Source organism: Mycobacterium sp. NAZ190054, from assembly GCF_001545925.1.
In the GTDB taxonomy this organism is placed as follows: Bacteria; Actinomycetota; Actinomycetes; order Mycobacteriales; family Mycobacteriaceae; genus Mycobacterium.
The window spans coordinates 1-7,157 of sequence record NZ_LMVQ01000194.1 but is presented as its reverse complement, the minus strand read 5'-3'; the positions used below and the strand labels follow the sequence as shown (position 1 = coordinate 7,157).

Annotated in this window: 6 protein-coding genes and 1 pseudogene; 5 read left to right on the top strand and 2 right to left on the bottom strand. The window is 69.1% G+C overall.

What is annotated here, in order from left to right; translation table 11 throughout:
- Window positions 1-126: 126 nt before the first annotated feature.
- Window positions 127-1,845 carry a bifunctional ribonuclease/(p)ppGpp synthase gene (gene relZ, locus ASJ79_RS14940; protein WP_067956450.1) on the bottom strand — a complete coding sequence of 573 codons (1,719 nt, stop codon included), beginning with the start codon at window positions 1,843-1,845 and terminating at the stop codon, window positions 127-129.
- 55 nt (window positions 1,846-1,900) lie between these two features.
- On the opposite strand from relZ, the gene purB reads away from it, so the two are divergent.
- The 3 genes from purB to ASJ79_RS14925 are packed head-to-tail and all read left to right on the top strand — an operon-like array spanning window position 1,901 to window position 5,132.
- Entirely contained in the window at window positions 1,901-3,319 is a 1,419-nt protein-coding gene (gene purB / locus ASJ79_RS14935; RefSeq protein WP_067956452.1) for an adenylosuccinate lyase, read from the top strand.
- Window positions 3,316-4,548, top strand: coding sequence for a cytochrome P450 (locus ASJ79_RS14930; RefSeq protein ID WP_067956448.1), 1,233 nt, complete (start codon window positions 3,316-3,318; stop codon window positions 4,546-4,548). Before purB ends, ASJ79_RS14930 begins: the two co-directional genes overlap by 4 nt.
- A gap of 11 nt (window positions 4,549-4,559) precedes the next feature.
- Window positions 4,560-5,132, top strand: a complete 573-nt coding sequence (locus ASJ79_RS14925; protein WP_067956447.1) for a DUF1707 domain-containing protein — start codon at window positions 4,560-4,562, stop codon at window positions 5,130-5,132.
- 3 nt (window positions 5,133-5,135) lie between these two features.
- Here ASJ79_RS14925 and ASJ79_RS14920 read toward each other — a convergent pair whose 3' ends face one another.
- On the bottom strand, window positions 5,136-5,768 hold the full coding sequence (locus tag ASJ79_RS14920) for a hypothetical protein (protein ID WP_067956444.1): 633 nt from the start codon (window positions 5,766-5,768) through the stop codon (window positions 5,136-5,138).
- Window positions 5,769-5,820: 52 nt separating this feature from the next.
- Here ASJ79_RS14920 and ASJ79_RS14915 point away from each other — a divergent pair, with 52 nt between their 5' ends.
- Window positions 5,821-6,726, top strand: a complete 906-nt coding sequence (locus ASJ79_RS14915) for a phosphoribosylaminoimidazolesuccinocarboxamide synthase (protein WP_067956442.1) — start codon at window positions 5,821-5,823, stop codon at window positions 6,724-6,726.
- A pseudogene (locus tag ASJ79_RS14910) lies at window positions 6,723-7,157 on the top strand (oligopeptidase B); the annotation flags it as partial. The gene ASJ79_RS14915 and the pseudogene ASJ79_RS14910, both read left to right, overlap by 4 nt.

Here is a 7,157-nt window from a genome sequence, read left to right as displayed (position 1 = left end):
CATCGTCGCCGGAGCGCTCGTCGCCATCGGTGTCGTGTTGTTCTTCATCACCCAGCAGATCAACAAACAGCTCGGCATCCGCGACGGCCACATCACCGACCCGACCCATCTGGGCTCAGGCCCGCACTAGCCGAGTTTCCCGGTCAACCGCTGTAACCGGTTTTCCAGCAACGCCGTTCGGTGTGCGTTGCCGTCGAGGTCAAGGTAGCGGCGACCGAACACCGCCAGCAGGGCGTCGTCGAGCCGTCGCACCGCGCCCGCCGGGTAGCGGTAGTCCATCGCGGCGTTGACCGCGTCGGTGTCCACACCGGCCAGCACGGCGTCCACCGCCTCGATGGACTCGATTCCCAGGTCGAGCAGCAGCCCCGCGATCCACGAATAGTGGTCGGTGCGCGACCATCCCGCGTCGGGGAACCGGTTACCGAGATAGGTGGCCAGCACCGCGGTCGGGATCCGGGGATCGTCGGTGATCTCGGTGATCTCCGGTGTCGTGGTGCGCAGCCGTTCGCGGACGGCGGAGAACTCCCGGTCGGCGAGTTCGAGCAGCCCGGCGGCCAGGGTGAAGCGGCGGTCCAGATCGGGCGCGTGAGCGGCGGGTATCGATCCCTTGTACCGGATCTCGTGTTCGAACTCCGCCCACGCGTGCTGGAGCACGGTGCGCACCTGAATCGACGCGGGCTGCTGCACGCCCTCCACGCCGACGAGCAGGTGTCGGCTGGCATAGCCCCACCGCCCCTCGCGGGCCGTCTCCTGCCCCATGTCGCGGTCGTCGAGCAGGCGGATCTCCTCGGCGAGAAGTTCGGCCACCGTCGCGACGTCCTCACGTAGGTACGTGATGACGCGCAGTCCGATCAGGTCGGTGATCTCCACCAACGGCTCGCGGTAGAGCGGCGTGCCGTCCGCGGCGCGGCGGTCGGCCTTCGCGGCGAACGACTCCACGGTCTTGGTGCGTGCGGTGACCGACAGGTAGTTGATGCCCGCCTCGTCGAGCAGCCCGGTGACCAGCCCCAGGTAGTGGTCGGTCGCGGCGACCAGTCCCGGGCGCCGGGACGCGTACTCGGCGACGGCGGGCGACGGCGTGGCCGATGGCGACGTCCGGCGAGTTCGTGCGCTCTTCGGGCGCCGATCCGGCGGCAGGGACGGGGTGACGATGTAACCGGACGCGAAGTCACCGTAGATCGTCACGTCCTGTGGCCGGTGGTACCAGTACAGCCCCACGTACGCGCACAGCACCGCGTCCACCGGATCCTCGTCGCGGTCGAGGTGGCTGGGTTTGGTGGCGGCCTCCACCCGTTTGCGCAGCTCGACCCACGCGACGCTGCGATTGACCCGCAGCCGCGGTGTCGCGTCGTCGAGGTCCTCGATGAGCGTCATCAGCCGCAGCAGCTCGCGTTGCCGGTCCTCGAACGGGCCGCGCTTGTACTTCAGCGTCTTCTCCAGTTCGAACAGCACGATCGTCGCCGGATGCGGATACACCTCGATCGCCCGCCGCGGGGAACTCGACGACGGATCCATGTCGAGGCGCAGGCGTTCGGCGATCCGGGCGGCGCGGGGATGCCTGAACTCGGGCCGGTCGGTGAACGCCGGGCGGGCGCCGGCCTCGAAACGCTGGAAGTCGCGGTTGTAGGCGTTCTCGGCGGGCCGATGGCCGGTAGGGTTCTTCACGATCAGCGGGGCGTCGATCGCGACCAGGCAGTCGTCCTCGGTGAAGGGGGCGAGCGCGGCTTCGATGCTGCCGTCGTCGTGGGCTGCTCCCACGTGGAGAAGGCGACCGGCGGCGTCGACCACCGCGACGCCGGTCTGGTTCTTCTCACCCCACGCGAGATCGAGCCCGACGAAGTGCATGAGGCCTACTGTGCCTCATTCTTCGCCGGTAGAGCGGCCGATAGGCTGTGTGTTCGTGAGTATCCCTGACGTCCTGGCCAATCGTTACGCCAGCGAAGAGATGGTGGCGATCTGGTCACCGGAAGCCAAGATCGTCGGCGAGCGGCGGTTGTGGCTGGCGGTGCTGAAGGCGCAGGCCGAGCTCGGCGTGGACGTCCCCGACGGGGTCGTCGGCGACTACGAGCGGGTGCTGGAGAACGTGGACCTGGCCTCGATCGCCGCACGGGAGCGGGTGTTGCGCCACGATGTGAAGGCCCGCATCGAGGAGTTCAACGCGCTGGCCGGGCACGAACACGTGCACAAGGGCATGACCAGTCGCGACCTGACCGAGAACGTCGAGCAGCTCCAGATCCGCCGCTCGCTGGAACTGGTGCGAGACCACGGCATCGCGGTGCTCGCCCGGCTGGCCGAGCGGGCCGCGCTCTACCGCGATGTGGTGATGGCCGGGCGCAGCCACAACGTCGCCGCGCAGGCCACCACACTGGGCAAGCGGTTCGCCTCGGCGGCCGAGGAGTTGCTCGTCGCGCTCAACCGGGTCATCGAGCTGATCGACCGCTACCCGCTGCGCGGGATCAAGGGCCCGATGGGCACCGCGCAGGACATGCTCGACCTGTTCGGCGGGGACACCGGGCGCCTGGCCGACCTGGAGCGGCGGGTCGCCCAGTTTTTGGGCTTCTCCGACATGTTCACCAGCGTCGGTCAGGTCTACCCGCGTTCCCTCGACCACGACGTGGTGTCCGCGCTCGTGCAGCTGGGTGCCGGTCCGTCGTCGCTGGCGCACACCATCCGGCTGATGGCGGGCCACGAACTGGTCACCGAAGGTTTCGCGCCGGGCCAGGTCGGGTCGTCGGCGATGCCGCACAAGATGAACACCCGGTCGTGTGAGCGGGTGAACGGGCTGCAGGTGGTGCTGCGCGGATATGCCTCGATGGCCGCCGAGCTGGCCGGCGCCCAGTGGAACGAGGGCGACGTGTTCTGTTCGGTGGTGCGCCGCGTCGCGCTGCCCGACGCGTTCTTCGCCCTCGACGGCCAGACCGAGACGTTCCTGACCGTGCTCGACGAGTTCGGCGCCTACCCCGCGGTGATCCAGCGGGAGCTCGACCGGTATCTGCCGTTCCTGGCCACCACCAGGATCCTCATCGCGGCGGTCCGCGCCGGTGTCGGGCGTGAGACCGCGCACGAGGTGATCAAGGAGCACGCCGTCGCGGTGGCGTTGGCGATGCGGGAGAAGGGCGCCGAACCCGACCTGCTGGACCGGCTGGCGGCCGATCCGCGGCTGCCGCTGGACCGGCCCGCGCTCGACGCGGCGCTGGCCGACAAGCAGGTCTTCACCGGCGCCGCCGGCGACCAGGTCGACCGGGTGGTCGCGGCCGTCGACGACCTGATCGGCCGGTATCCCGACGCCGCCCGGTACACCTCGGGCGCGATCCTGTGACGGTCGCGGGGGCCCTCGCCGGGATCGACTTCACCGATCTGGACAATTTCGCGGCCGGGTTCCCGCACCAGCTGTTCGCGCTGCACCGCGAGCAGGCACCGGTCTTCTGGCACGAGCCGACCGAGAACACCCCCGACGGCGAGGGTTTCTGGTCGGTGGCCACGCACGCCGAAACCCTGGCGGTGTTCCGGGATCCCGACACCTATTCGTCGGTGACCGGTGGTGAGCGCCCGTTCGGCGGCACCCTGCTGCAGGACCTGCCGATCGCCGGTCAACTGCTGAACATGATGGACGACCCGCGGCACGCCGCGGTGCGCCGGCTCGTCAGCTCGGGGCTGACACCGCGGATGATCCGCCGGGTCGAGGACGATCTCCGGGACCGGGCACGGCGGCTGCTCGATGCCGTGCCCCGTGCCGAGCCCTTCGACTTCCTCACCGACGTCGCCGCCGAGGTGCCGATGCAGATGATCTGCATCCTGCTGGGAGTTCCTGAGGCGCAACGGCATTGGTTGTTCGAGGCGATCGAGCCCAGCTTCGACTTCGGCGGTGCGCGCAAGGCGTCGATCACCCGGCTCTCGGTCGAGGAGGCCGGGTCGCGGATGTTCGAGTACGGCCGGGAACTCATCGCGGCCAAGCGCGCCGACCCCGGCGAGGACATGCTCTCGGTGGTCGTGAACTCCGCGGACCCGGAACTGTCCGACCTGGAGAGCTACCTGTTCTTCAACCTGCTGTTCAGCGCCGGCGCGGAGACCACCCGCAACGCGATCGCCGGAGGCCTGCTGGCGCTGGTCGAGAACCCCGACGCCTACCGCGCGCTGCGTGCGGACCCCGGTTTGTTGCCGACGGCCATCGAGGAAATGGTGCGGTGGACGTCGCCGTCACCGTCGAAGCGGCGCACCGTGACCCGGCGTGCCGCCCTGGGTGGCCATCGAGTCGAGCCCGGCCAGAAGGTGCTGGTGTGGGAGGGCTCGGCCAACCGCGACGCCGCGGTCTTCGCCGACGCGGACCGCTTCGACATCACCCGGAAACCCAATCCGCATCTGGGTTTCGGGCACGGTGTGCACTACTGCCTGGGCGCCAACCTGGCCCGGCTGGAGCTGCGGGTGATCTTCGAGGAGATCCTGCGCCGCTTCGAGACGGTGACCCTCGCGCGTGCGGTGGAGTGGACCCGCAGCAACCGGCACACCGGCATCCGGCACCTGTTGGTCGAGCTGACCGCTTCAGCCTAAGCTCGAACCACATGGACCCTCGACAACCCGACATCAGGGCGTCGGATGCCGATCGTGCCGCGGTGACACAGATTCTCGAGCACGCGGTGGGGCAGGGCATGCTGACCCTCGACGAGTACACCGAGCGGGTCGACGTGGTGCTGGCGGCGCGGACCCGCCGTGAACTCGACACCGTGATCGCCGACCTGCCCCACGTCCGTCGTCAGCCCGAACCCGCGCCGCCGGAAGTGCTGAGCAGCTGGATGTCGAGCATCTCGCGCAAAGGTCCGTGGACCGCCCCGGCCCGCCTCCGGCTGGTCACCCGGATGTGTTCGACCACTTTGGATTTCACGTCTGCTGTGTTGCAGAGCCCCGTCGTGTACATCGACATCGACGACTACTTCAGCTCCACCGAGCTGATCCTTCCCGACGGGGCCACCGCCGACCTGAACCGCGTCGCCAACATCGCGGCGTCCGTGTCGGTGAAGGTGATGACCGACCCGCCGTCGGGGCGGCTGCACGTCGTGGTCGCGGGCAGGGTGGTGTTCGGGTCGGTGACCGCGCGGCACCCGTTCGGAACCTCGCTCAAACGCCTGCTGAAATAGTCGTTACTCGGCGCGTTTCAGGTTGGCGGCCCGGATGCCCGAAGCCCGCAGCTCGAGCGCGGCCAGGCCGCGGATCGCGACCGGGTCCTGCTGCCGCCACGCGCCCACCGGGTCGGTGCTGATCGCGGCGAGTTTCGGCAACGGCCGGTTGGCCAGTGCCCGCAACGCCAGCAGCTGCTCCCCGGCCGAGGTGGACGACAGCGTCACGGCGGTCCATTTGCGCCGGAAGAAGCGTATCCGCAGAAACAGCCACGGCATCATCAACGCCAGGATGGGGGGCGCGGCGACGGCCAACGCCAGCAGCCACGCCAGCCAGCCTGCCGTCACGCCGAGGTTCTGGCCGGCGCCGGCGATCTCGCGCGCCGCATCGCCGGCCGCGGTCAACGGCCCGCCGAGCGTCCCGCCGATCAGCGGCACGTCGCTTGCGCTCTGCCCGGCGGAGTCGAGGTTGCCGGCCACCCCGTTGGCGCCGCTCTCGACCTGGTAACCGAACTCGGCGACCGTCGACACCGCGGAGTGCACGGCGACACCCACCCACACCCAGACGGCCGTCCAGGTGATCATCACGATGTCGCTGACCAGCTGCCACAACAGCCGCGCGGGAGTCGTGGCGTAAGGGATCCAGCGTGACGTCATGTGATCGATCACAGCACACAGACCGGCTGTGGCGGCCCGATAGGCTGGCCCGATGCGTCCCGCTCTGACCGACTACCAGCACCTGGCCAGCGGCAAGGTCCGTGAGCTGTACCGCATCGACGACGGTCACCTGTTGTTCGTCGCGACGGACCGGATCTCGGCCTACGACCACATCCTCAAGTCCGAGATCCCGGACAAGGGGCGTGTGCTGACCGCGATGAGCGTGTTCTTCTTCGACTACCTGAGCGGCGCGGCCGGTGTGCGCAACCACCTGGCCGGCCCGCCCGACGACGAGCGCATCCCCGAGGAGGTGCTGGGCCGCGCGCTGGTGGTCGAGCAACTGGAGATGCTGCCCGTGGAAGCGGTGGCCCGCGGCTACTTGACCGGGTCCGGGCTGATCGACTACCAGCAGACCGGCACCGTGTGCGGCATCGCGCTGCCGTCGGGCCTGGTGGAGGCGAGCAGGTTCGCCGAGCCGCTGTTCACCCCGGCCACCAAGGCCCAGCTCGGTGAGCACGACGTGAACATCTCCTTCGACGACGTCGCGGGCCTGATCGGCGCCGACCGTGCCGAGGAACTGCGGGAGCTCACCCTGCGCACCTACAGCCACGGCGCCGCGCATGCGCTGACCAAGGGCATCATCGTCGCCGACACCAAGTTCGAGTTCGGCGTCGACGCGCAGGGGAAGCTCACGCTCGCCGACGAGGTGTTCACACCGGACTCGTCCCGGTACTGGCCCGCCGCGGACTACGCCGAGGGACAGGTGCAGGACAGTTTCGACAAGCAGTTCGTCCGCAACTGGCTGACCAGCCCCGGGTCCGGCTGGGATCGCCACGGCGACCAGGCCCCGCCACCGCTTCCACCGGATGTCGTCGACGCCACCAGGGCGCGCTACATCGAAGCCTACGAACGTATCTCGGGTCTTTCGTTCGCCGACTGGATCGGACACGCCGCGTGAAGCCGCCCACCGCCAAGCGCGTCGACACCCGCAGGGAACACCACGGCGACGTGTTCGTCGACCCCTACGAGTGGCTGCGTGACAAGTCCAGCAAGGACGTGCTCGACTACCTGGAGGCGGAGAACGCCTACACCGAGCACGTGACCGGGGACCTGGCGCCGCTGCGGCAGACCATCTTCGACGAGATCAAGGCCCGCACCAAGGAGACCGACCTGTCGGTGCCGACCCGTCGCGGCGACTGGTGGTACTACGGCCGCAGCTTCCAGGGCAAGCAGTACGGTGTGCAATGCCGGTGCCCCGTCGCAGATCCCGACGACTGGACACCTCCGGTGTTCGACGAGAACACCGACATTCCCGGCGAACAAGTGCTGCTCGACGAGAACGTCGAGGCGCAGGGGCACGAGTTCTTCTCGCTGGGCGCCGCCACCGTC